Genomic DNA, 20679 nt, shown 5'->3' with positions numbered 1-20679 from the left:
CGTCAGCGGGCGTCGTCGGAGTCCTCGTCGATGAGGTGCACCGCGGCCTCCTCGGCGGAGGCCGCACCGCCGTCGATGCCCATGTCCTCGCCGATCATGTCCTGTTCGGCGTCCTCCTCCGCGTCCCCGCTGGCCCCGTCGTCCGGAGCGAACAGGCGCCCGGCGCGGGCGTCGCCCACCTCGGCCTCGTCGATCGGCTCGCCGTCGGTGTCGGTCGTGTCGCCGATGCCGTCCTCCTCGTCGGCGGCCCCGGGAAATTCGAGCGCGGGGTCCGGCCGCTCCTCGGAGAGGCGTTCGTTCAGGCTCTCGCCGTCGTGCTGCTCCTGCGCCGTGGTGCCGGTGTGGGCCACTCCGAGGGGTCGCTCGGGAGGCGACCAGCCCTCGTCGTAGGGATCCGCCCCACGGTCGCTGAGCGTGTCCTCCGCGTCGAGGATGCCCTCGTCCTCGCGGACGTCCTCCGTGTCGGGCTGGTAGACCTCGTCGCCCATGACCTCGTCGTCTCCCATGGTGTTCCTCCTCCTTCATGCGCGACTGTCGCTGGTTTCCTGGCGTGTATCCACCCTGATCCAGAACACACGTTCCGGCATGCCGGAACGGCGGACGCGGCGGCGGTCGCGCGGGTCACCGGCCGTTCGGCGGGCGCCACTCCAGGAGCAACAGCGTCGCGTCGTCGCGCAGTTGGTTGTCCTGCCGGTCGAGGATGGAGTGAATGAGCTGGCGCAATGCCTCCGGCGCCGGTTCCCCCGCGGCGGTGGCGCGGATGATGCTGTCCGTGAAGCGCTCCAGGCCGAACTCCGCGCCGCCCCTGGTCCGCAGCTCGGTGACGCCGTCGGTGTACATCAGCACCCGGTCGCCCGGCTCCAGCGCCTCCTCGTGGACCTGCCACCTCACTTCGGCCAGCTCGGCAGGCGTGCCCATGGGCGGCTGGGGCGGTCGCTCGAGGGCACGGTCGAGGACGCGGTGGTCCCGGATCAGCAGGGGCGGCGGATGGCCGCAGTTGCACCACCGCAGCACACCGTCGGCCAGGTCGAGCTGGGCGAGGATGCCCGTGCAGAACTGCTCGGGAAGCCACTCGGCCAGCGCGTGCTGGATGGTGTCGACGAGCTGGGGCAGTTCGGCCTCGGCCCGGCGGGCGTTGCGGCAGCCGGCCATCGCCACGGCGGTCGTCAGACCCGAGGCGAGGTTGTGGCCCATGGCGTCCAGGATCGCCACGTGCAGCGTCGAAGGGGTCAGGGAGTGGTCGAAGGCATCACCGCCGATCTCGTACGCCGGTTCGAGCACGGCGGTGGAGATCACATGGGAGTTGCCGATCGTCCGGGGCGGCAGGAAGGCCCGCAGCATCTCGGCGGGCAGCAGCATGGTCTCGCACCGCGTCCGGCGCGCGAAACTGTCGCTCGCCGCCCGCTTCGAGGTGATCGTCATGGCCAGGACGGAGGCCAGCATGCGACAGCGCCGCAGCAGCGCGACATCGATGGCCGGGCCCGTGGCGCCGATCACGCCGAGGCGCTCGGCGCCGTCGATCAGCGGCAGCCAGGCGACGATCCTGCCCTGGACCAGCTCCTCGACGCGCAGCGCGTGCGCCCGGTAGGCCGAACCGGCGATGGTGGTGTCCACGTCGAGGGGGAGCGGCCCGTCGGCCAGCGGCACGAGCAGCCGCTGCTGGAGGTCCACGAGATACACGTCGATCCGGTCGAGCCCGACGGCGTCGGCGAACCGCTGTGCCAGTACGGGGAGCTCCATCGGCGCCGCCGCGTGCGCCGACGCGAGCAGTTGTTCGAACAATCGCTCGCCGGGGCCTGGCTGCCGGGGGCCCGGCCTGCCACGGCCGGGGCTCCCCTGGCCGGGATCGTCGGGTCCGGTCTCGCCGGGCTGGCTCGACATTCTGTGATCACCGCCTCATCAGCAGTCTCACATCGGGGCCCGGATCCCGCCCGGCCTCAGGCGCGCGGGCCGCGCATTTCGCGTACAACCGCCGCAATCCGGGTCCACGCGCGGGCTGTGCGGTACACCCGGTCGGCCGTCTCAGCGATCGACCCCGGTCCGCAGAGACCCGCAAGCGCAGCGTAAGGTCGCGGACCGGCCGCTTGCGGCCGAACCGACCCATACAGTCAGCCGAACAAGGAGCCGCTGGTCATGCCAGCCAATGACGCCGCTCAGGCGCCGATCTACGACACCCTCGTCCAGGAGCACGGCGACGTCCTCGCGACAGCACGCCAGGCCGCCGAGGAGACCCAGCAGAGAGCCGAGGCGGTGCTTGACTTCAGGGGGCCGATCGCGGCCGTTCCGGACGCACCGGCCGCCGAGTCCGCCTAGGCCCCGCAGCGGACCTCCTGGCTCCTCGCGTGCCCCGCGGCCCTCGATGGGCCACGCTGGAAGCACACGTACGCCGTCGCAGGCCGACGGCCGGAGGTGCCGATGGACCCCGTAGAGGCGCTGGAGCGGATCGCTTTTCTGCTGGAGCGCGGTCGCGCCCCGACCTATCGGGTGCGGGCCTTTCGCACCGCGGCCGCGGTGGTCGGCGAACTGGACGACGGCGAGGTCGCGCGGCGCGTCGCGGAAGGGTCCCTGGAGTCGCTCAAGGGCATCGGCCCCAAGACCGCCGGAGTGATCCGTGAGGCGCTGGCCGGCGACGTGCCGGGCTATCTGAAGCGGCTGGAGGACGAGGCCGGCGCACCGCTCGCCGAGGGCGGCGCCGAACTGCGGGCGCTGCTGCGGGGCGATTGCCACCTGCACTCCGACTGGTCCGACGGCGGCAGCCCGATCGAGGAGATGGGCCGAGCGGCCCGTGACATCGGCCATGAGTGGGCCGTGCTCACCGACCACTCGCCGCGGCTGACCATCGCGAACGGCCTGTCGCCCGAGCGGCTGCGCGAGCAGCTGGCGGTGGTGGCGGGGCTCAACGAGCGCTGGGCGCCCTTCCGGCTGCTCACCGGAATCGAGTGCGACATCCTCGACGACGGGTCGTTCGACCAGGAGCCCGAGCTGCTCGACCAGCTCGACGTGGTGGTCGTCTCCGTGCACTCCAAGCTGCGCATGGACGCAGCCGCCATGACGCGCCGCATGGTCGCCGCCGTCAGCGATCCGCGGGCCGACGTGCTCGGGCACTGCACGGGCCGGCTCGTCACCGGGCGCGGCAGACCGGAATCGCAGTTCGACGCGGACGCGGTCTTCGCCGCGTGCGCGGCAGCGGGCACGGCCGTGGAGATCAACAGCAGGCCGGAGCGGCTCGACCCGCCGCGCAGGCTCTTGCGCAAGGCCGTGGACGCCGGGGTGCTCTTCTCCGTGGACACCGACGCGCACGCGCCCGGGCAGCTGGACTGGCAGGTGATCGGGTGTGCGCGGGCCGAGGAGTGCGGGGTGCCGGCCGAGCGCGTGGTGACGACCTGGACGGCCGAGAAGCTGCTGGCCTGGACGAGGGAGAACCGCGCCGCTGCCGGGGCCTGACCGGGTCCGGAGTGTTCAGATGCCGCTGGTCAGGACCCGGTCCGGTGTGAGGGGCAGTTCCCGCAGCCGCCTGCCGGTCGCGTGGTGCACCGCGTTGCCGATGGCCGCGGCCGTCCCGACGATGCCGATCTCTCCGATGCCCTTGCTGCCCATGGGGTTGAGATGCGCGTCGTCCTCGTTGATCCAGTGCGCCTCGATGGCCGGTACGTCCGCGTGCGCCGGTACGTGGTAGGCGGCGAGGTCGGCCTCCGCGAAGTCGCCGAAGGCCGCGTCCATCGTGCTGCCCTCGGTCAGCGCCATCCCCAGGCCCATCGTCATCGCGCCGATGAACTGCGAGCGCGCCGTGCGGGCGTTGAGGATGCGCCCGGCCGCGTAGACGCCGAGCAGCCGGCGCACCCGTACCTCGCCGGAGACGGTGTCGACGCCGACCTCGGCGAAGTGGGCGCCGAAGGCGTGGCGGGCGTAGTCGCTGTCCGCGTCGGCCAGGCCCTTCGTGTCGGCCGTGGCGCCGACGCCCTCCGGGGGCAGCTCCTGTCCCCGCTGTCCGGCCAGGCGCGCGGCCAGTCGCGTACAGGCCTCGTGGACGGCCCAGCCCCAGGACGCCGTTCCGGAGGAGCCGCCCGCCAGCGACGCGTCGGGCAGGTCGCTGCTGCCGACCTCGGTGCGGACCGACTCCAGGGGGACGCCGAGCGCGTCGGCGCCGACCTGGGCGAGCACGGTGCGGGCACCCTGGCCGATGTCGGTGGCGTTGACGCGGACCACGAAGCTGCCGTCGGGGTAGGCGTGGGCGCCGGCCCTGGACGGCGCGACGACCACCGGGTATGTCGCCGACGCGACGCCGCTGCCCACCAGTACGGGTCCCTCGGAGCGCGAGCGGGGGCGCGGGTCGCGCTCGGACCAGCCGAAGAGGCGGGCCCCCTCGCGCAGGCACTCGGCGAGGTGGCGGCTGCTGAACGGCTTGGAGCTGTCGGGTTCCGTGCCGGTGTCGTTGCGCAGCCGCAGTTCGACGGGGTCGATGCACAGGGTCACGGCGAGTTCGTCCATCGCCGACTCCAGGGCGTACATGCCGGGCGCCTCGCCGGGGGCACGCATCCAGGAGGGGCTCGGCACATCGAGGGGGACCACGCGGTGGGTGGTGCGGGCGTGCTCCGAGGGATACATGACGCGGGTGGCCGCGGCGGCCGTCTCGACGAACTCCTTGACGCGCGAGGTGTGCGCGGTCACCTCGTGGATCACGGAGGTCAGCGTGCCGTCCTCCTTGGCGCCCAGACGCACCCGGTGCAGCGTCGGCGAGCGGTGGCCCACCACCGCCGCCAGCTGGCGCCGCGGCAGGACGAGTTTGACGGGCCGCTCGGTCATGCGGGCGGCCATGGCGGCGAGCACCACGTGCGGCCGGGGGGTGCCCTTGGAGCCGAAGCCGCCGCCGACGTGCTCGGAGACGACGGTGACCTGCTCCTTGGGCAGCGCGAACAGGCCTGCCAGGACGTTGCGGACGGTGGTGGCGCCCTGGCTGCTGTCGTACGCGGTGAGCCGGCCGTCCTGCCAGTGGGCGGTGGCCGCGTGCGGCTCCATGGGGTGGTTGTGCAGCGGCGGCACCCGGTAGGAGGCGTCGACGCGGGCGGGCGCGGAGGCGAAGGCGTCCTCCGCTTCGCCGCGCGTGTGCTCGCCCGATGTGCCGTCCTCGTCCTCGGGCACATAGGCGTCGGGGTGATCGGCCTTCAGGGTGACGTCGTGCGGTTCCTTCGCGTAGCTGATCTGGACGGCCGCGGCGCCTTCGCGTGCCGCTTCCAGGGTCTCGGCGACGACGAGCGCGACGTACCAGCCCCGGTGCGGGATTCGGGCGTCCTGGAGCACGGCGAGCGTGGCGTCGTCCGGCTTCTCCAGGCGCGGCGCGTTCTCGTGGGTGAGGACTTCGACGACGCCGGGCACCTCCAGGGCCGCGGTCGGGTCGATGGCGGTGACCGTGCCGCGCGCGATGGTGGCGGGCACCGGCCAGGCGTAGGCGCATCCCTCGGGGGTGTGCTCGGCGGCGTAGCGGGCGGCCCCGGCCACTTTCTGGGGGCCCTCCCTGCGCTCGGCGGGCGCTCCGACGGCGCTTGCGGTGTCCGGCATGGGGTTCTCCCTGGAAGCGGGGGACGGGTAGCGGGGGAGGGGCGGGGACTGTGGTCAGGCTCAGGCCGGGCCGGCGAGGCGCCGCAGGACGTCGCGTCCGAGATTGCGGGCGAGGCGCACCTTGAACGAGTTGTCCCGCAGCGGTTCGGCCGCGGCGAACTCGGCGTCCATGGCCTGCCGGAACGCCTCGTCGCTCGGCGCGCCGTCCAGCAGCGCCCGCTCGGCGTGCCGGGCACGCCAGGGCCGGTGGGCCAGGCCGCCGAACGCGATGCGCACCTGGCGTACGACGGAGTCCTCGACGTTCAGGACCACGGCCACCGAGGCGAGGGCGAAGGCGTACGAGGCGCGGTCGCGGGCCTTGCGGTAGGCGGAGGGCAGCCCCGCGGTCGAGGGCGGGAGCAGCACGCCGGTGATGAGTTCGCCGGGTTCGATCTCGGTGTCCACGTCCGGACGGTCGCCGGGCAGGCGGTGGAACTCGGTGACGGGCAGGGTGCGCCCGCCCCGTACGCCCTGCAGCTCCACCCGGGCATCGAGTGCGGCGAGTGCGACGGCCATGTCGGAGGGATGCGTGGCGATGCACAGCCGCGAGTGGCCGAAGATCGCGTGGTCGCGGTGGACGCCGTCGCGTGCGCCGCATCCGGTGCCCGGCTCGCGCTTGTTGCAGGGCTTGCCCAGGTCCTGGAAGTAGGGGCAGCGGGTGCGCTGGAGGAGATTGCCACCGGTCGTGGCCACGTTGCGCAGCTGGCCCGACGCCCCGGCGAGCAGGGCCTGGGCCAGGACGGGGTAGCGGTCGCGCACCAGCGGGTGGGCGGCCAGGTCGCTGTTGCGCACCGTCGCGCCCGCGCGCACGGACCCGTCGGGCAGCTCCTCGACCTTGTCCAGCGGCAGCCTGCTGACGTCGATGAGCCGTTCGGGGCGTTCCACGCCCAGCTTCATCAGGTCGACGAGGTTGGTGCCGCCGCCCAGATAGCGGGAGCTCGTGCGCCCGGCGTGGGCCGCGGTCGCCTCTTCGACGCTGTAGGCGCGTACGTAGCGGAAGGGCTTCACCGGGTCACGTCCTCGACGGCCTCGACGATGTGCGGATAGGCGCCGCAGCGGCAGAGGTTGCCGCTGAGCCGCTCACGGATCTCTTCCCTGGTCAGCTCCACGGGTGCGCCGGTGGCCGCGGCCGGGTCCGTCACGTGCGAGGCGTTGCCCGCGGCGGCTTCCGCCAGGGCGCCGACCGTCGAGCAGATCTGGCCGGGGGTGCAGTAGCCGCACTGGAAGGCGTCGCGCTCCAGGAAGGACCGCTGCACGGGATGCGGCTCCACGCCGTCCTCGGCGTGCAGCCCTTCGACGGTGGTGATGGCGCACCCCTCATGGGCGACGGCGAGCAGCAGGCAGCTGTTCGCGCGGCGCCCGTCGACCAGGACGGTGCAGGCACCGCACTGGCCGTGATCGCAGCCCTTCTTGGCGCCGGTGAGTCCCATCTGTTCGCGCAGGACGTCCAGCAGCGTGGAACGGTGGTCGACGGTGAGGCGGCAGGGATCGCCGTTCACCGTCAGGGGCACTTCCGAGCGGAACACATCGGTTCCCATGGCGCTCTGCTCCCTCGTCGAAGCGTGGTCTGCGGTGTGACCGCGTAACCAGCCTGAGTCAGGACACACATTCCGGCACGCCGGACACGGGCAGCCGGCGCAGCGGCCCGCCTGCGCGGGCCCCGATGACCGACAATTTCCCCGTGCGCTCGCCGCCGCCGTGGTCGACCTCGCCGCGCGCGAGTTCCCCGGCTGAGAGGGCGCGATCATGGAAATCTGCCGCTGAACCGGCCCCGGCTCAGCTCAGTGTGTTCATCAGGGCGGTGACGTAGGCGTCCAGCCGCTGCTCCACGGCGCGTGTCGTCAGCTCGAGCCTCCCCGCCTCCCGCCACGGCTGCGACACCACCTGCACTTCTTCCGAGGACGCCAGTGCGTCCCGCACCTGCCAGTACAGCCGCTCGCTCGCGGACGCGGCGAGCACGCCGCCGGCCTCCTCGTACGCCTCGGTGAACCGCAGACCCCACGCCGGGCCGTGTAGCAGCGCGAGATTGGTGGAGCAGTGCGCGACATCGAGATCCGCGGGGCCACGGGAGACCACCGCCCAGTCGACGACGCCAGTGATCCGGGCACTGTCCGGCCGCTCGGGCGGCACGTCGAACAGCACGTTGCCGGGCTGGAAGTCCCGGTGCAGGAATCGCCCCTCATAGGACGGCGCGGGCTTGCGGATCACGTCGATCGCCGCGGACCACGCCGCCGTGTCGGCGCCCTTCGGGGTCACGACGGTGTCGGCGGTCGTCAGTGCCACGTACTCCGGGGGGTACGCGGCGGGGCGCACCGCATGGATCGCGACGAGTTGGCGGGCCAGGAGCGGGACGCGGGTCTCCAGTCCCTCGTCGTCCAGGACCGTCCGGCCCGTCAGACGGGTCATCAGGAGCGACGGGTACTCGCAGTGCGCGGCGGTCGGATCAACCGCGACCAGGCCGGGAGCCCACACACCGCTCTCCGTGAGCAGGATCAGCGCGGCGGCCTCCCGGTGCAGGGCGTCCTCGGCGTGTCTGACGTAGAACGGGTCGACGAAGCTCCGCAGCACCAGGTCACGGGTGCCTCCGTCCCGCGAGCCGATGGTCAGCCTGCGCACCTCGGCGGTGATGCCGCCGTGCAGGGCCTCGCTCCTGACGACCTGTTCGCCCGCCTCCAGGTGCCGGCTCACCCAGGCCAGGGTCAACGGTCGTACGGTCGTCGCCTCGTCGTGGTTGCTCACCGCGCCACCTCATCATCAGCGGGGCGGCACGCGCGAAGGCTTTTCGGGCGGCGATGGCCGTGCCGAGCCGCGTGGCCTCCGCGAGGCAAGTCCCGCCTCGTGGGCGGCGATGGCGGCTTCGACCCGGTTGCGCACGCCGAGCTTGCCGAGCAGCGTGCTGACGTACGGCTTCACGGTTCCTTCGACCAGGTGCAGCTCCGCGGCTATCTCCGCGTTGGACAGGCCTGCGCCGACTCCGGCCAGGACCTCGCGCTCCCGCTGCGTCAGGCGGGCGGGCGGCTGATGTGCTCCCACTTGCCCCGCTCTGTCCGCCGGGCGGTCGGCCCGCAGCCCCGCGATCACCCGGGCGGCCACTCTGGGCGACAGATAGGCGCCCCCGGATCTCACCACGTGGACTCCGTGCAGCAGCTCCCCGGGATCGTCCGCCTTGAGCAGGAACCCGCTGGCCCCGTCCTGGAGAGCACGCGCGATGTAGTGGTCCTCGCCGACGCGCCGTCCTGGGAGTCGGCGCCGTCTGGTGGTTCTACGCGGTGACGGTGCTGCCTTCGGCGCTCCTTGTCCCCTGGCTCGTCGGCCACTACTGGCGAGCGCGCCGCCAACTGGTGCGCGGCGGCTGGCAACTGGCCCGCAGCCTGGAGGAGCAGCAGCACATCGCTGCGGAGCAGATACGGCTCAGGGAACGCACGCACATCGCCGCCGACATGCACGATTCGCTGGGCCATGTCCTGAGCCTGAGCGCGCTGCGCGCCGGTGCCCTTGAGCTGTCGCCCACACTCACCGCGCAGGACCGTGACGACGTCGCGGAGTTGCGTGCGTCGATCGTCGACGCCGTTGACCAGCTGCGGGAAACGATCACGATTCTGCGCGACGCACCGGCATCCGGAGCCGGAGAGGGCAGGTCCTCGACCGAAAGCATCGAGGACCTGCTGGGCCGTACGCTCGCCTCCGGCGTGCGGGTCGTGTGGTCGCAGGAGGGGAAGGCATCGGCGTTGCCTCCGCTGGTCGAACGGGGCGCCTACCGCATCGTGCAGGAAGCACTCACCAACGCCACCAAGCACGCTCCGGGCAGCGCGGTACGGGTCGACATCACCCACGGCGGCGACCGCACCCGCATCCGGGTCGTCAACTCGCCCCCGCCCGGCGGCCCTTTGCCTGGTCTGGTGTCAGGACACCACGGCCTGACAGGACTGCGCGAGCGGGTGGCGGTCCTCGGCGGAACGCTGCGGGCCGCACCTCACGAAGGCGGCTTCGAGGTGAGCGCCACCCTTCCCCACGGCATGCCCCGGACCGTCCCCGCTTCGGCCGAAGCCGCGCAGGCGGCGCCCGGCGAGCCCCGAACGCCCTCCGCCGAACCGGAGTCGGCACGCCAGTTGTCCCGCGTGCGGCGCCGGGCCCGTCTGCGTTTCGCGGCAGCCTTCGCCGCACCCGCCGGGGCGGCACTTGTCTTCGTGCCCGCCGCTGCCATGCTGGCCTACCAACTGTCCACCTGCGTGCTCACGCCGTCCGACTACGAGCGTCTGCGCATCGGCCAGCAGCGGAGCGAGTTCGCGCACACCCTGCCGCAGCGGCCCTACCCCTACCCCTCCGACCAGGCACTCGCGGTCCCGCACCCGCCCGGGGCCGCCTGCGCCTTCTACCGCTCCAACAGCAACCCGCTCGACCAGGCGGACGTGTACCGCCTCTGCTACTCGGGATCGCGCCTCGTCACCAAGGACACGTTGAGGGCCTGATCGAGCACTCACCCCGAGAACGAAGCACGCCCCACCGGGACCAGACCTCACGGAGGCTTTGATGCAGATCGCTTCGCTGCCGTACATCGACGAGCACGCCACGGTCATCGCGGCGGGAGCCGACGACGTCTGGCGCGCTCTGAGCGAGACGCTGGAGCGGTCTTTCTCGCAGGCGGGTATGGCCCGTTACGCGAGGCTGGTGGGAGCCGTCGATCGTACGGCGTCCGGGCCGCGGCCCCTTGCCGAAGGATCGACGTTGCCCGGGTTCGGGGTGGTTGCCGCGGTACCGGGACGGGAGTTGGTTCTCGAGGGGCACCATCGTTTCTCGTCCTATGCCCTGATCTTCCGCATCGAGCATCTCGGCCCGGGGCGCTCCCGGCTGCGTGCGGAGAGCCGGGCCGTCTTTCCCGGCCCGGCCGGCGGCCTCTACCGGCGTCTCGTCATCGGAACGGGCGGCCATGCGGTGGGGATGCGGCGCCTCCTGTCAGGGGTGCGCCGCCGGTCCGAGTAGCTGGGGCCGGGCGCCAGACTTACGCCTGCGGTGCTGGTGCCGGTGACGCAGGCTGGTCGGGCAGCGCGGCCGTGTGCGCGGACAGGACGCCTTCGATGCCGTGCAGGAACGTCTCGGAGATCAGCGCCGGGTCGAAGAGGCAGCCGGCTGCCATGGCCCCGTCCCGGAGCATGACGAAGTGCCGTCCCGCCGCGTCGGCGGGCTCGCAGCCGGCCTGTGCCAGCAAGTGCGTGACGGTCTCCAGGAACCACTGGCGGTGCGCCAGCACGGCCTGGTGGACCGGGTGCGCAGGGTCGGGATACTCGGCCACCGCGTTCAGGAAGGCGCACCCGCGGAAGCCCGAGTACTGGATGCTTCCGGCGATGGACCGGCCGACGGCCCGGACCTTGTCGGCCGCGGGCCCGTCCTCCGCGAGCGCGGCTGCGACCTGGGCTCGGATGCCGTGGTCGGCCTGCTGGAGGTAGGCAAGGATCAGCTCCTCCTTGCCCTTGAAGTGCCGGTACAGGGTGGCACGGGTGACCTGGGCCTCGGCGATGATCCGGTCCACGCCGACGGAGTGGATGCCCTCGGAGTAGAAGATCCGGGTCGCCGTGTCGAGCAGGCGAGATCGAGCCTCGGACGTGCTCCCGCCTTCTGTGCGCGCGCTCATGGCGCCCACCGTACCAGTCGATGAGGGAGAACGTTCGGTCTTGACAGCTGCGCAGACGGCGCCCTTAGATGAGGGCGAGAGCGCAAGACCGAACGTTCTCCCTCATCTAAGGAAGGGTCCCCATGGACACCACCCTCGCCACCTCCGCGCACACCACCGCAAGTGCCTCCACGGCACTGCGCCGTCTGTACCTGGTGCGCTTCGCGTTCGCCGCCGCCTGGGCAGGCCTGCTGTTCGCGTCCGCCGACACCCTGGGCGCCCTCAGCGCGACACTGCTGGTGATCTATCCCCTGTTCGACATGGCGTGCGCGGTCGTCGACGCCAGGGCCGCCAACGCGATCGGCGGACCGGTGCGCGGCCTCTACGCGAACATCGCGCTCAGCGCCCTCACCACCGCGGGCCTGGCCGCCGCGGCGGCCTCCGGCATCCCCGCCGTCCTGCGCGTCTGGGGCGCCTGGGCCATCACCGCGGGCCTCGTCCAGCTGATCGTCGGCGTCCTGCGGCGCGGCATGGGAGGCCAGTGGCCGATGATCGTCAGCGGCGCCATCTCCACCCTCGCCGGCGCCTCCTTCATCGCGCAGGCAGGCAAGGACGACGCCTCACTGAGCACCCTGGCCGGCTACGCCTTCCTCGGCGGAGTCTTCTTCCTCGTCTCCGCCCTGCGCCTGAACCGGACCGCCGGACGCTGACCGTACGCATCTCACGGCTTGCGGGCGAGACCACCGTGTTCGCCGATGGCTTCCGGGGCGGGGGAGTCGGGGGCCGGGCGCCAGAAGGGCACCGAGACGACTCCGGGGTCCAAAAGCTCCAGGCCCTCGAAGAACGCGGCGATCTGGTCGACGGGCCGCAGGAAGTACGGGACGGCGCCGGTTTCGTTGTAGGCGTCCTGGGCCTGTTCGTAGTCGGTGTCGGTGCCCCGCGAGCCGTCGTTGATCGAGAGGTAGCTGCCGGAGGGCAGACCCTCCATCAGGCGGGTGACGATGGCGCGCGCCTGGTCGTAATCGGCGACGTGGCCCAGGATGTTGCTGAGGATCAGGGCGGTGGGCCGGGTGAGGTCGAGCGTCTCGGCCGCGGCCGCCAGGATGCGGTCGGGGTCGGACAGGTCGGCGTCGACGTACGCGGTCGCTCCCTCCGGGGTGGACGTGAGCAGGGCGCGGGCGTGCGCGAGGACCATCGGGTCGTGGTCGACGTACACGATCCTGGTCCGGGGATCGAGCCGCTGGGCGACCTCGTGGGTGTTGTCCACGGTCGGCAGGCCGGTGCCGATGTCCAGGAACTGGTCGATGCCCGCCTCGGTGACCAGATGGGTGATGTTGCGGCGCAGGAAGGCGCGGCTGCTGCGGGCGATGGTGACGATGCCGGGGAAGACGGCGCTGTAGGCGTCGCCGGCCCCCTCGTCGACGGGGTAGTTGTCCTTCCCGCCCAGCCAGTAGTTCCAGATCCGGGCCGAGTGCGGCACCGATGTGTCGATGTTCTGCTGCGCCGCGGATCCGGGCGTCGTCGCGGGGTCGGTCATGGTTGGCGTCCGTCTTTCACCGAGGCGTGAACTGTTTCACGCACAACCTAAGCCCCCAACCGTGCGAATAAGTACACCAGTTCAAGTGTTCGGCGAGTTTCGCGGCCGGAAGCCGCGTCGGCGGTATGGCGGGGCGATGCGGGCTCCGCGAGGATGACCCCCTTCGCGCGGGGCGCCCGGCGGCTTCTGTGGGGCGTGTGCGGCCGGGAGTACCGGGAGGAAGGGCATCGCGATGGGAACACATGCGGCGGCGAGACGGCGCAGACCGGTCGTGCTCGCGGCGCTCGGCACCACACTGATCGCCGCGCTTCTCTCCATTCCCCGGGCCGGGGGAGCGCCGCAGTCGGCCGACGCCTGCGGCGACGTGGGCACCGAACTGCCGCGCGGTGACTGCGGGCCGTTCTGGCAGGTCGTCGCCGAGGACTTCAACGGCGACCGGGTGCCGCTCGGCGGTTTCAGCGACTGCGACCACCGCGCCGACACGTCGGCCGCGTACTGCGGCGGACTGGAAGGCGACTACCGCGACAACTGGTGGGCCTACCCGACCGGTTGGCGTGACACGGCCAACGACCGGGACCGTGCCGTCGTAGGCGTCTACCACCCGGAGGACACCGTGAGCGTCGGCCCTGCGCAGAACGGCGACGGCCGTATGCGCATCCGGATGTGGCGGCCCGACGACGGAGGCCCGGTCCACTCCGCGGCGGTCGTACCGCGTGCCGTCATGCAGATGAAGTACGGCAAGTACAGCGCCCGCATCAAGGTGACCAAGCCGGCCCCCGGATACAAGTCGGCCTGGCTGCACTACGGCGGCGGCTGCGAGATGGACCACCCCGAGGGCAACTGGGCCGGCTCCCTCACCGCCTTCCACCATCCGTGCGGCGGCGGCGAACAGGGCACGTTCGAGGGCGCCGACGAGTGGACCGAATGGCACACGGTGTCGACCGAATGGACCCCCGGACGCGTGCGCTTCTTCGTGGACGGCCAGGAGACGGGAGAGGACACCCGGGGCGTTCCCGACCAGCCCCTGTCCTGGGTCCTGCAGAACGAGAGCGCGCTCGAGGGGCCGGGGGCGGCGCCCGGCAGCAGCGCACAGCTGGAGATCACCTGGGTCGCCGCATACGCGTATGACTGGAAGCAGAGCGGGAGGGGACCCGAGTGACCGAGGGGCGCGAGGGCGGCAGCCTTGCGCGCCCGCTGTGGCCGATGTTTCAGCGGGAGCAGTTCGGCAAACCGTACCAATATGGTTCAAATCGGCTATACGATGATGACCGAGCAGGCGGGCCCCCGTGCTCTCGTCGACGATCTGGTCGCGGCGGAGCGCGCCGGGTTCGACTTCTCCGTCACCTCTGACCACTACTTCCCCTGGCTCGAATCACAGGGGCACGCGCCCTACGCGTGGAGCGTGCTCGGCGCCGCCGCACAGGCGACCTCGCGCATCCCGCTCATGACGTACGTGACCTGCCCGACGGTGCGCTATCACCCCGCCGTGGTGGCGCAGAAGGCCGCGACGATGCAACTGCTCTCCGAGGGGCGCTTCAGGCTCGGCCTCGGCTCGGGCGAGAGCCTCAACGAGCACGTGGTCGGCGCGGGCTGGCCCTCTCCGCAGGTCCGCCTGGAGATGCTCGAGGAAGCCGTCGAGATCATCCGCGCGCTGTTCGGCGGCGGCAACGTCAACCACCAGGGCACCCACTTCGACGTGGCCAACGCCCGCCTGTGGGATCTGCCCGACGAGCCGCCGCCCATTGGAGTGGCGGTTTCCGGCGGCCGGTCCTGCGCGCTCGCCGGGCGCGTCGCCGACCTGGTCATCGCCACCGAGCCCAAGGCCAAACTGATCGAGTCCTTCGACCGGCACGGCGGGAACGGCAAGCCGCGCGTCGGCCAGCTGCCCGTCTGCTACGACACCGACAAGGAGGCGGCCATCGCCCGCGCGCACGACCAGTTCCGCTGGTTCGCCGGCGGCTGGCCCGTCAACTCCGAACTGCCGGGGCCCTCCGGCTTCGCGGGCGCCACGCAGTTCGTCACGGAGGAGGACGTCGCGGAGTCGATCCCGTGCGGCGACGACGTGGACGCCTTCGTCGAGGCCGTGCGCCCCTACGCCGAGGCGGGCTTCACGGAGATCGCCCTCGTCCAGGTCGGCGGCGAGCACCAACGCCCCTTCATCGACTGGGCCGAGAAGAAGCTGCTGCCCGCCCTGCGCGAGCTCTGAGCCCGTCGCGCACCGCCGCCGGACACCCCGGCAGGTGCCGGCCCGCCCCCGTCAGATACCTGCCCTCACATCGGGTACCCGTGATCACACATCAGGCACCCGCAACCCTCTGGAGCACAGCGTGAACGACACACCCGACCCGGCTGCCCCCACCGCGCAGTCCGACTCCCCGGACCTGGTGCAAGTGGTACTCGGCGAATGCTCCGCGGCCGACGCGGACGCCGTATTCGGAGTGCTGCGGACCCACTTCCCCTCCGACCGCGGCGACGAGCCCCCGCACCGGACGGACCAGCCCCGGGCCGCCGTCTGGACCGGCGGCTTCCTCGCCTCCGCGAGCCCGGGCCCCGTCCGGGGCGTGCTCCTCGCGGGTTCGGTCACCGCCGACCTGCAAGGCAGCCCGGTGGCGGTGGACCGGCTGCGCGGCACCCTCGAATCGGCCTTCGTCGTCTCGACCACCGGCACCGAATCCGGCGACCAGGAAGTGCAGACGCAGCTGCGTCTGACGGGCGCCGAGCACGGGGAGCCGCCGCTCCCCGGCCACTGAGCGGGCCACTGAACGCGTCACTGAACCGAACGGCCGCTCGCCCCGCCGCCCGTAGGTCCGGGTCCGTGTTCCGGACCCGGACCCGGACCCGGACCTACGGGCCGTACCAGACCGTCGTGGCGTTGCAGAACTCGCGGATGCCGTGCCCCGCCAGCTCACGCCCGTAGCCCGAGCGCTTGACGCCGCCGAAGGGCAGGCCGGGGTGCGAGGCGGTCATGCCGTTGAAGAAGACACCGCCCGCCTGAAGATCCTGTACGCAGCGCTCGACGTCCGCGTCGTCGCGCGTCCAGACGTTCGAGCTGAGCCCGAACGGCGTGTCGTTGGCCAGGGCCACGGCCTCGTCCAGGTCCGCGACGCGATAGAGCGTGGCCACCGGGCCGAACGCCTCCTCCTTGTGGATGCGCATCTGCGGGGTGACGTCGGCGAGGACGGTGGGGGAGTAGTACCAGCCCCGCTCCTGCTCCTTGGGGCGCTGCCCGCCGCACAGCGCGGTGGCACCGTGGGCGAGCGCGTCGTCGACGAGCTCCTCCAGGTCGGTGCGGCCCTGCTCGGTGGAGAGCGGACCGATGTCGGTGTCCTCGCTCGCCGGGTCGCCGACCGTCAACTCCCGCATGCCCGCGACGAATCGCTCGCGGAAGGCGTCGTAGACGTCGGCGTGCACGATGAAGCGCTTGGCGGCGATGCAGGACTGCCCGTTGTTCTGCACCCGGGCGGTCACCGCGGTCGCGGCGGCACGCTCGATGTCGGCGCTCGGCAGCACGAGATAGGGGTCGCTGCCGCCCAGTTCCAGGACGGTCTTCTTGATTTCGTCGCCGGCGGTGGACGCCACCGAGCGTCCCGCCGGTTCGCTGCCGGTGAGGGTCGCCGCGGCCACCCGCTCGTCGCGCAGGATGCCCTCGACGGCCCCCGAGCCGACGAGCAGCGTCTGGAAGCAGCCTTCCGCGAAACCGGCGCGCTTGAAGAGGTCTTCCAGATAGAGGGCGGTCTGGGGCACGTTCGACGCGTGCTTGAGCAGACCGACGTTGCCCGCCATGAGGGCGGGAGCCGCGAACCGTACGACCTGCCAGAGCGGGAAGTTCCACGGCATCACGGCAAGCACGACGCCGAGCGGGCGGTAGCGGACGATCGCCCGGGTGGCGCCGGAATCCTCCACGTCGGCCTGCGCGGGGTGCTCGTCCGCGAGCAGGTCCTCGGCCCGCTCGGCGTACCAGCGCATGGCCTTGACGCACTTGGCGGCTTCGGCCCTGGCCGCCTTGACGGGCTTGCCCATCTCCGCGGTCATGGTCTTGGCGATGGCCGCGTTGTCCTCCTCCAGGAGGTCGGCGGCCCGGTTCAGGAGCCTGGCCCGCTCGCTGAAGGTGCTGGTGCGGTGCCGGCCGAACGCGGTGTGGGCGAGCGCCAGGCGGCGCTCCACCTCCGCGTCGTCCAGCGGCTCGAAGGTCTTGAGCGTTTCGCCGGTGGCGGGATCGACCGTAGCGATGGGCATGCCGTTCCTCCTCGGAACGCCTGGCGCGGTTTGGTTGGGGCCCCCGGATTCACCCTAGGGCGACATGCGGGGGGAAGCATGCGCAGTGACGTGCCGAGTGCCCGGACATGCGGAGCGCACACTTCCGCGGCCGGTGCTCTTCAGCGGATTCCCGGCTCCAAAGGATCTCCGGCCTCAGCGGATCCCCGGCCTCAGAGGATCTCGAGCGGCTCCTTGCGCACCGGCGCGGGGAACGCGGCGTCCAGCGCTTTGAGGTCCTCGTCGTTGAGGCGGATGCCGAGGGCGGCGTGGTTCTCCTCCACGTGCGCCGCGGTGGATGCCTTGGGAATGGCGATGACGTCGTCGTGGCGCAGCACCCAGGCGAGCGCCACCTGGAGCGGACTGCTGCCGTGCGCCGCCGCCACCGCCTCAAGGGCCTGATGGCCGAGGAGCCGCCCCTGCTCCAGCGGGGAATAAGCCATCAGCGGCACCGAACGTTCGCGGCACCAGGGGAACAGGTCGTACTCGGGGCCGCGGCGGGTGAGGTTGTAGAGCACCTGGTCCGTCTGCGGGAGGGCGCCCCGGGGGAGTTCGGCCAGGTCGTCGACGTCGAGATTGCTGACGCCCCAGGCGCCGATGCTGCCGCTGCTCACCAGACCCTCCAGGGCCTCGACGGTCTCGGCGAGCGGCACACCGCCCCGCCAGTGCAGCAGGTACAGGTCGATGCGGTCGGTGCCCAGGCGGCGCAGGCTCGCGTGGCAGGCCTCGACGGTGCCGCGGGCGTCGGCGTTGGACGGCAGCACCTTGCTCACCAGGAACACGTCGTCACGGTGCCCGCGGATCGCCTCGCCGACCAGCTCTTCCGAGGCGCCGCTGCCGTACATCTCGGCTGTGTCGATCAGCGTCATGCCCAGGTCGACGCCCTTGCGGAGAGCGGCGATCTCCTCGGCACGGCGCGAGGGATCGTCGCCCATGCGCCAGGTGCCCTGGCCCAGGGCGGGCACGCTCACTCCGGAGGGGAACGTCACTGTCCGAGCCGCTGCCATCGCGTATCCCTTCTCGTACTTCCGTATGCGCTACTTCCGTATCCGCAGGTCCTGTGTCCTGCGTTCCGCACGACAGCGCAGGTGCCCGGGTTCATCCGGTTCCATGCCCCGGCCGTCACGCCAAGGACATCACAACTGATCACCACCAGTACGCGGGATAGCGCGGTGCGCTGGGACGTGCGCGTGAGGCGGCCCACCCCGCGAGGACGACCACGAGGACGGCCCCGGCGAGCAGGGGCACGAAGGTGAGGGGCCGGGGCTGGCGCAGGACGATGACCACGGCGGTGGCGCAGGCGGGCGAGTGCGGGGTGCGCGCCGCGGTCATCACGGCCAGGCCGATGCCCGCGGCCAGCGCCGCGGCCCAGGGGGCGCTGCCCAGGGCGGCGAGGACCGCGTAGCCGACGCCGGCGCAGAGCAGATGCCCCGCGATCACGCTGCGCGGCTGGGCGAGCGGCAGCCGGGGGACGCTGTGCACGATCGCGGCGGACGCCGCCAGCGGGGGTATGAGGACCGGCTCGTGGACGACGGAGCCGACGGCGACCAGGGCCAGCAGTACGGCGGTGACGGCACTGATGTTGTGCAGGGCGGTGCCCGCGGGCGGCGGGGCGGGGGCCCGGCCCGCGAGGCGGGGCAGGATGCGTGGACGCGTGCGGGCGGGCGGATCGGGTGTGAGGGGACGCGGGTGGGCAGGCGCGGGCGACGCCTCGATGATTTCGTCGGTGCTCAAGGAAGGACGTTCCGGACTTCAGCCGGCCGGGAGCCCGGACGGCGGGATGACAAAGGGCAGGAGTCGCCGCGTCCGCCCCTGCGGTTGGCAGGGGGCGCGGCAGCATCGGCGGCCCTGGGTCGGGGCGTCCGCGTACTCACCCCAGATCCTACGAAGCCGTATCGGACGTTTTGCGGGCAGTCCCGACGATCGCCGCACTGACCAGGCCCGATATAGTAAACAGATTGTTGAAGTCGGGGTCGGTCGGCTCAGGGGGTGCCGGTGCGTACCGCAGTCGTGGCCAGGGTCGTGTACTGCATCGTGAAGCGGCCTCCCAGCGCGTCGATGGCGCTCCCGACGGCATCAAGGACCTCGGCCAGTTGATCGGGGCGGAGTCGGGTGAGACCGCCGGTGGTGGGCAGCAGGTCCAGCCACTGGGCGCTCGTGTAGGACTGCTCCCAGTCGAAGCACCACTGCTCGGGTTCCTCGAACTGCCCGGTCTCCCGGATCTGGTCGGCGAACTTCGCGTACGCAGCCTCGTAGAGGGAGAGCGGACGCCGGGCCGGCTGCCCGCTGAGCGGGGAGTCGGGCGCCGCCCGCCGGAAAGCGGCGGCGAACGGTTCGGCCACCTCGGGCGGCGGCTCGTACGCGTGCCCGAAGATCGCAAGGCGCCCCCCGGGTCGCAGGACCTGTGCCGCCTTCGCGGCGCCTGCGGACGGTTCCACCCAGTGCCATGACTGGGCGGCGATGACCGCGTCGAACGTCCGCCCTCTCGGCTGCCAGGCCTCGAAGGCCGCCACTTCGACCGGCAGCCCGCGGCCCCGCGCAAAGTCGGCCATCCGCGCATCGGGCTCGACGCCGAGCACGGCGCAGCCCGCAGCCCGGAACTGGCGTGCGGCGATGCCGGTGCCGCAGCCGACGTCGAGCACGTCGGGTCCGGGGCTTCCGGCGGCGATCCGCGTGACCAACGCGCCGGGGTAGCCGGGTCGGGCCTGGTCGTAGCGTTGCGCGTCCATGCCGAAGGACTCCGCCATCCGCCGGGCCTCGTGCGACCGCGCGGAGGGCTGTTCCGGTTGCTCTAGCGGTAAGGTGGGCATGCGCCCACCTTAGTGGGCGCATGCCCACTCGACAACGGGTGCCGACGGGCCGACGTACGAGAGGACCAGTGGAATGCCGACCGGGGTGCACCTTCGCGACGCGCGGCAGCAGCTGTTCGACGCCGCCGAACGCGTGCTGCTGCGGGAGGGCCCGATCGGGCTGACCAGCCGGGCCGTCACCGACGAGGCCGGCTGCGCCAAGGGCGTCCTGCACCGGCACTTCTCCGACTTCGACGCGTTCCTCGCCGAGCTCGTGCTCGACCGGGCCGCGCAGCTCGATACGCACGCCGGTGCGCTGCGCGAAGCCGCGGGCAGCGGCACCGTGGCCGACAACCTCACCGGCGCGCTGATCGCCCTGTTCGGGCCGGTCGCGGTGGCGATCATCCCGCTCATCACCTTCCGGGACGAGCTCCGCGCCCGGCTGCGGCAGGCCAGGCCCGGCGGCGGCATCGAGATCCTCGCCGGGGGCACGACCGCGATCTCCGCCTATCTGGCCGACGAGCGCGAACGGGGCCGTATCGCCGCCGACGCCGACATCGACTCACTCACCCTCTCTCTGGTCGGCGGCGGACACCTTCTGTTCGCGGACCGCGATTCCGGCCCGCCGACCACGGAAACCGTCAGCAACCTCGTCACCGCGGTCATCGCCGACGCCGTGCAGCGACGGCCCGCCCGGTGACTCCTGAACGGTCCTGCCCGCTCCCTGCAGCCAGAGGACGCAGAAGAGGCCCGCGGCGGCCATGACGATCGCCGCGCCCAGTGCGGCGAAGCCCATCCCGTGGGTGAAGGCGTCCCGCGCGGCCGTCAGTACGGTATCCGCCGTACGGGAGGGAAGCTGCGCGGCCACTGTCGTCGCGCCGCCCAGGGTTTCGCGC

21 protein-coding genes and 1 pseudogene are annotated in these 20679 nt (G+C 72.1%); 9 read left to right on the top strand and 13 right to left on the bottom strand.

The features are described from left to right. Positions 1–2: 2 nt before the first annotated feature. Both ABZ906_RS33180 and ABZ906_RS33175 read right to left on the bottom strand, forming a co-directional pair. A complete protein-coding gene (locus tag ABZ906_RS33180; RefSeq protein WP_361184026.1) occupies positions 3–506 on the bottom strand; it encodes a DUF5709 domain-containing protein in 504 nt (167 codons plus the stop codon). A gap of 115 nt (positions 507–621) precedes the next feature. Continuing rightward, complete coding sequence (locus tag ABZ906_RS33175) at positions 622–1881, bottom strand: PP2C family protein-serine/threonine phosphatase (RefSeq protein ID WP_361389332.1); 1260 nt, start codon at positions 1879–1881, stop codon at positions 622–624. A gap of 252 nt (positions 1882–2133) precedes the next feature. Between ABZ906_RS33175 and ABZ906_RS33170 the strand changes: the two genes are divergently transcribed. Both ABZ906_RS33170 and ABZ906_RS33165 read left to right on the top strand, forming a co-directional pair. Continuing rightward, the gene (locus ABZ906_RS33170) at positions 2134–2313 is read left to right on the top strand and encodes a hypothetical protein (RefSeq protein WP_361184020.1); all 180 of its coding nucleotides are present in this window, start codon (positions 2134–2136) and stop codon (positions 2311–2313) included. A 102-nt stretch (positions 2314–2415) separates the two neighbouring features. Beyond that, entirely contained in the window at positions 2416–3444 is a 1029-nt protein-coding gene (locus tag ABZ906_RS33165) for a PHP domain-containing protein (protein ID WP_361389329.1), read from the top strand. 15 nt (positions 3445–3459) lie between these two features. Here ABZ906_RS33165 and ABZ906_RS33160 read toward each other — a convergent pair whose 3' ends face one another. The 5 genes and pseudogenes from ABZ906_RS33160 to ABZ906_RS33140 form a co-directional block, all read right to left on the bottom strand. After that, positions 3460–5556 (bottom strand): xanthine dehydrogenase family protein molybdopterin-binding subunit, encoded by a 2097-nt coding sequence (locus ABZ906_RS33160; protein WP_361389326.1) that lies wholly within the window; start codon positions 5554–5556, stop codon positions 3460–3462. A 60-nt stretch (positions 5557–5616) separates the two neighbouring features. Beyond that, positions 5617–6603, bottom strand: coding sequence for a xanthine dehydrogenase family protein subunit M (locus tag ABZ906_RS33155; RefSeq protein ID WP_361389323.1), 987 nt, complete (start codon positions 6601–6603; stop codon positions 5617–5619). Then, positions 6600–7133, bottom strand: a complete 534-nt coding sequence (locus ABZ906_RS33150) for a 2Fe-2S iron-sulfur cluster-binding protein (RefSeq protein WP_361389320.1) — start codon at positions 7131–7133, stop codon at positions 6600–6602. Before ABZ906_RS33150 ends, ABZ906_RS33155 begins: the two co-directional genes overlap by 4 nt. A gap of 238 nt (positions 7134–7371) precedes the next feature. Beyond that, positions 7372–8334 carry an aminoglycoside phosphotransferase family protein gene (locus ABZ906_RS33145; RefSeq protein ID WP_361389317.1) on the bottom strand — a complete coding sequence of 321 codons (963 nt, stop codon included), beginning with the start codon at positions 8332–8334 and terminating at the stop codon, positions 7372–7374. A 15-nt stretch (positions 8335–8349) separates the two neighbouring features. Then, positions 8350–8820: pseudogene (locus ABZ906_RS33140) on the bottom strand (response regulator transcription factor); the annotation flags it as partial. 44 nt (positions 8821–8864) lie between these two features. On the opposite strand from ABZ906_RS33140, the gene ABZ906_RS33135 reads away from it, so the two are divergent. Both ABZ906_RS33135 and ABZ906_RS33130 read left to right on the top strand, forming a co-directional pair. Further along, positions 8865–10064 (top strand): histidine kinase, encoded by a 1200-nt coding sequence (locus ABZ906_RS33135; RefSeq protein ID WP_361389314.1) that lies wholly within the window; start codon positions 8865–8867, stop codon positions 10062–10064. A gap of 61 nt (positions 10065–10125) precedes the next feature. After that, complete coding sequence (locus ABZ906_RS33130; RefSeq protein WP_361389311.1) at positions 10126–10575, top strand: hypothetical protein; 450 nt, start codon at positions 10126–10128, stop codon at positions 10573–10575. A 19-nt stretch (positions 10576–10594) separates the two neighbouring features. On the opposite strand, the gene ABZ906_RS33125 is transcribed toward ABZ906_RS33130, so the two are convergent. Next, the gene (locus ABZ906_RS33125; RefSeq protein ID WP_361389309.1) at positions 10595–11224 is read right to left on the bottom strand and encodes a TetR/AcrR family transcriptional regulator; all 630 of its coding nucleotides are present in this window, start codon (positions 11222–11224) and stop codon (positions 10595–10597) included. A 122-nt stretch (positions 11225–11346) separates the two neighbouring features. Between ABZ906_RS33125 and ABZ906_RS33120 the strand changes: the two genes are divergently transcribed. Beyond that, positions 11347–11913, top strand: a complete 567-nt coding sequence (locus tag ABZ906_RS33120) for a hypothetical protein (protein WP_361389306.1) — start codon at positions 11347–11349, stop codon at positions 11911–11913. Positions 11914–11924: 11 nt separating this feature from the next. Here the strand turns inward: ABZ906_RS33120 and ABZ906_RS33115 are convergent, their stop codons facing one another. After that, on the bottom strand, positions 11925–12740 hold the full coding sequence (locus ABZ906_RS33115) for an SAM-dependent methyltransferase (RefSeq protein WP_361389302.1): 816 nt from the start codon (positions 12738–12740) through the stop codon (positions 11925–11927). Positions 12741–12972: 232 nt separating this feature from the next. Here ABZ906_RS33115 and ABZ906_RS33110 point away from each other — a divergent pair, with 232 nt between their 5' ends. The 3 genes from ABZ906_RS33110 to ABZ906_RS33100 all read left to right on the top strand — a co-directional run bounded on the left by ABZ906_RS33110 (position 12973) and on the right by ABZ906_RS33100 (position 15490). Continuing rightward, on the top strand, positions 12973–13899 hold the full coding sequence (locus ABZ906_RS33110) for a glycoside hydrolase family 16 protein (protein WP_361389299.1): 927 nt from the start codon (positions 12973–12975) through the stop codon (positions 13897–13899). Between the two features lie 81 nt (positions 13900–13980). Beyond that, on the top strand, positions 13981–14946 hold the full coding sequence (locus ABZ906_RS33105; protein WP_361183988.1) for an LLM class F420-dependent oxidoreductase: 966 nt from the start codon (positions 13981–13983) through the stop codon (positions 14944–14946). Positions 14947–15067: 121 nt separating this feature from the next. Then, entirely contained in the window at positions 15068–15490 is a 423-nt protein-coding gene (locus ABZ906_RS33100) for a hypothetical protein (protein WP_361183986.1), read from the top strand. 94 nt (positions 15491–15584) lie between these two features. Here ABZ906_RS33100 and ABZ906_RS33095 read toward each other — a convergent pair whose 3' ends face one another. The 4 genes from ABZ906_RS33095 to ABZ906_RS33080 form a co-directional block, all read right to left on the bottom strand. Beyond that, on the bottom strand, positions 15585–16976 hold the full coding sequence (locus tag ABZ906_RS33095; protein WP_361183983.1) for an NADP-dependent succinic semialdehyde dehydrogenase: 1392 nt from the start codon (positions 16974–16976) through the stop codon (positions 15585–15587). 191 nt (positions 16977–17167) lie between these two features. Then, the gene (locus tag ABZ906_RS33090; RefSeq protein ID WP_361389297.1) at positions 17168–18001 is read right to left on the bottom strand and encodes an aldo/keto reductase; all 834 of its coding nucleotides are present in this window, start codon (positions 17999–18001) and stop codon (positions 17168–17170) included. A gap of 139 nt (positions 18002–18140) precedes the next feature. Then, positions 18141–18728, bottom strand: coding sequence for an HPP family protein (locus ABZ906_RS33085; protein ID WP_361389294.1), 588 nt, complete (start codon positions 18726–18728; stop codon positions 18141–18143). A 248-nt stretch (positions 18729–18976) separates the two neighbouring features. Then, positions 18977–19804, bottom strand: coding sequence for a class I SAM-dependent methyltransferase (locus tag ABZ906_RS33080; RefSeq protein WP_361389291.1), 828 nt, complete (start codon positions 19802–19804; stop codon positions 18977–18979). 73 nt (positions 19805–19877) lie between these two features. On the opposite strand from ABZ906_RS33080, the gene ABZ906_RS33075 reads away from it, so the two are divergent. Next, positions 19878–20483 (top strand): TetR/AcrR family transcriptional regulator, encoded by a 606-nt coding sequence (locus ABZ906_RS33075; RefSeq protein WP_361389289.1) that lies wholly within the window; start codon positions 19878–19880, stop codon positions 20481–20483. The last annotated feature ends 196 nt before the right edge of the window (positions 20484–20679 follow it).

The sequence above is a fragment of the Streptomyces sp. NPDC046925 genome, from assembly GCF_040644915.1.
Classification (GTDB): Bacteria; Actinomycetota; Actinomycetes; order Streptomycetales; family Streptomycetaceae; genus Streptomyces.
The sequence above is the reverse complement of the archived record's forward strand: the minus strand, read 5'-3'. Positions and strand labels throughout refer to the sequence as shown.

What these genes read in the sequence shown, in the direction of transcription:
- ABZ906_RS33180 (WP_361184026.1), bottom strand. Translation starts at nt 506, where the DNA reads ATGGGAGACGACGAGGTCATGGGCGACGAGGTCTACCAGCCCGACACG.
- ABZ906_RS33175 (WP_361389332.1), bottom strand. Translation starts at nt 1,881, where the DNA reads ATGTCGAGCCAGCCCGGCGAGACCGGACCCGACGATCCCGGCCAGGGG.
- ABZ906_RS33170 (WP_361184020.1), top strand. Translation starts at nt 2,134, where the DNA reads ATGCCAGCCAATGACGCCGCTCAGGCGCCGATCTACGACACCCTCGTC.
- ABZ906_RS33165 (WP_361389329.1), top strand. Translation starts at nt 2,416, where the DNA reads ATGGACCCCGTAGAGGCGCTGGAGCGGATCGCTTTTCTGCTGGAGCGC.
- ABZ906_RS33160 (WP_361389326.1), bottom strand. Translation starts at nt 5,556, where the DNA reads ATGCCGGACACCGCAAGCGCCGTCGGAGCGCCCGCCGAGCGCAGGGAG.
- ABZ906_RS33150 (WP_361389320.1), bottom strand. Translation starts at nt 7,133, where the DNA reads ATGGGAACCGATGTGTTCCGCTCGGAAGTGCCCCTGACGGTGAACGGC.
- ABZ906_RS33130 (WP_361389311.1), top strand. Translation starts at nt 10,126, where the DNA reads ATGCAGATCGCTTCGCTGCCGTACATCGACGAGCACGCCACGGTCATC.
- ABZ906_RS33125 (WP_361389309.1), bottom strand. Translation starts at nt 11,224, where the DNA reads ATGAGCGCGCGCACAGAAGGCGGGAGCACGTCCGAGGCTCGATCTCGC.
- ABZ906_RS33120 (WP_361389306.1), top strand. Translation starts at nt 11,347, where the DNA reads ATGGACACCACCCTCGCCACCTCCGCGCACACCACCGCAAGTGCCTCC.
- ABZ906_RS33115 (WP_361389302.1), bottom strand. Translation starts at nt 12,740, where the DNA reads ATGACCGACCCCGCGACGACGCCCGGATCCGCGGCGCAGCAGAACATC.
- ABZ906_RS33110 (WP_361389299.1), top strand. Translation starts at nt 12,973, where the DNA reads ATGGGAACACATGCGGCGGCGAGACGGCGCAGACCGGTCGTGCTCGCG.
- ABZ906_RS33105 (WP_361183988.1), top strand. Translation starts at nt 13,981, where the DNA reads ATGGTTCAAATCGGCTATACGATGATGACCGAGCAGGCGGGCCCCCGT.
- ABZ906_RS33095 (WP_361183983.1), bottom strand. Translation starts at nt 16,976, where the DNA reads ATGCCCATCGCTACGGTCGATCCCGCCACCGGCGAAACGCTCAAGACC.
- ABZ906_RS33090 (WP_361389297.1), bottom strand. Translation starts at nt 18,001, where the DNA reads ATGGCAGCGGCTCGGACAGTGACGTTCCCCTCCGGAGTGAGCGTGCCC.
- ABZ906_RS33080 (WP_361389291.1), bottom strand. Translation starts at nt 19,804, where the DNA reads ATGCCCACCTTACCGCTAGAGCAACCGGAACAGCCCTCCGCGCGGTCG.
- ABZ906_RS33075 (WP_361389289.1), top strand. Translation starts at nt 19,878, where the DNA reads ATGCCGACCGGGGTGCACCTTCGCGACGCGCGGCAGCAGCTGTTCGAC.